The sequence below is a fragment of the Micrococcus sp. GbtcB5 genome (genome assembly GCF_019091605.1).
GTDB lineage: Bacteria > Actinomycetota > Actinomycetes > Actinomycetales > Micrococcaceae > Micrococcus > Micrococcus luteus.
In genome coordinates this window covers 1-235 of the sequence record NZ_JAGXJK010000496.1, presented here as the reverse complement: position 1 = coordinate 235, position 235 = coordinate 1, and the positions used below count along the sequence as shown (strand labels likewise).

The 235-nt window shown below is 83.8% G+C and carries 1 pseudogene; it reads right to left on the bottom strand.

Features of this window, described 5'->3' with window-relative positions:
* A pseudogene (locus tag KVS67_RS13230) lies at nucleotides 1–235 on the bottom strand (thioredoxin); the annotation flags it as partial.

Sequence of the window (235 nt, the reverse complement as noted above, 5' to 3'; positions counted from 1 at the left end):
GCGCCCTCCACGTGGCCACCGAGCCCGCCGAGGTCGGCGACGGCGAGCGGGGCGGCGACGTCGTCGGGGCCGTCCGCGGCGGCCGCGCGCACCGCCGCGGCGCCGGCGTCGCGGGTGCGCAGCATGAGGCGGGCCGCGGACAGGCCCTGCTGGGCCACGGCGACCGCGGGGCTGTCGGCCAGCGCCGCCTCCCACGCCGAGACGCCCCCGGGCAGGTCGTCGGCGGCGAGGGCCT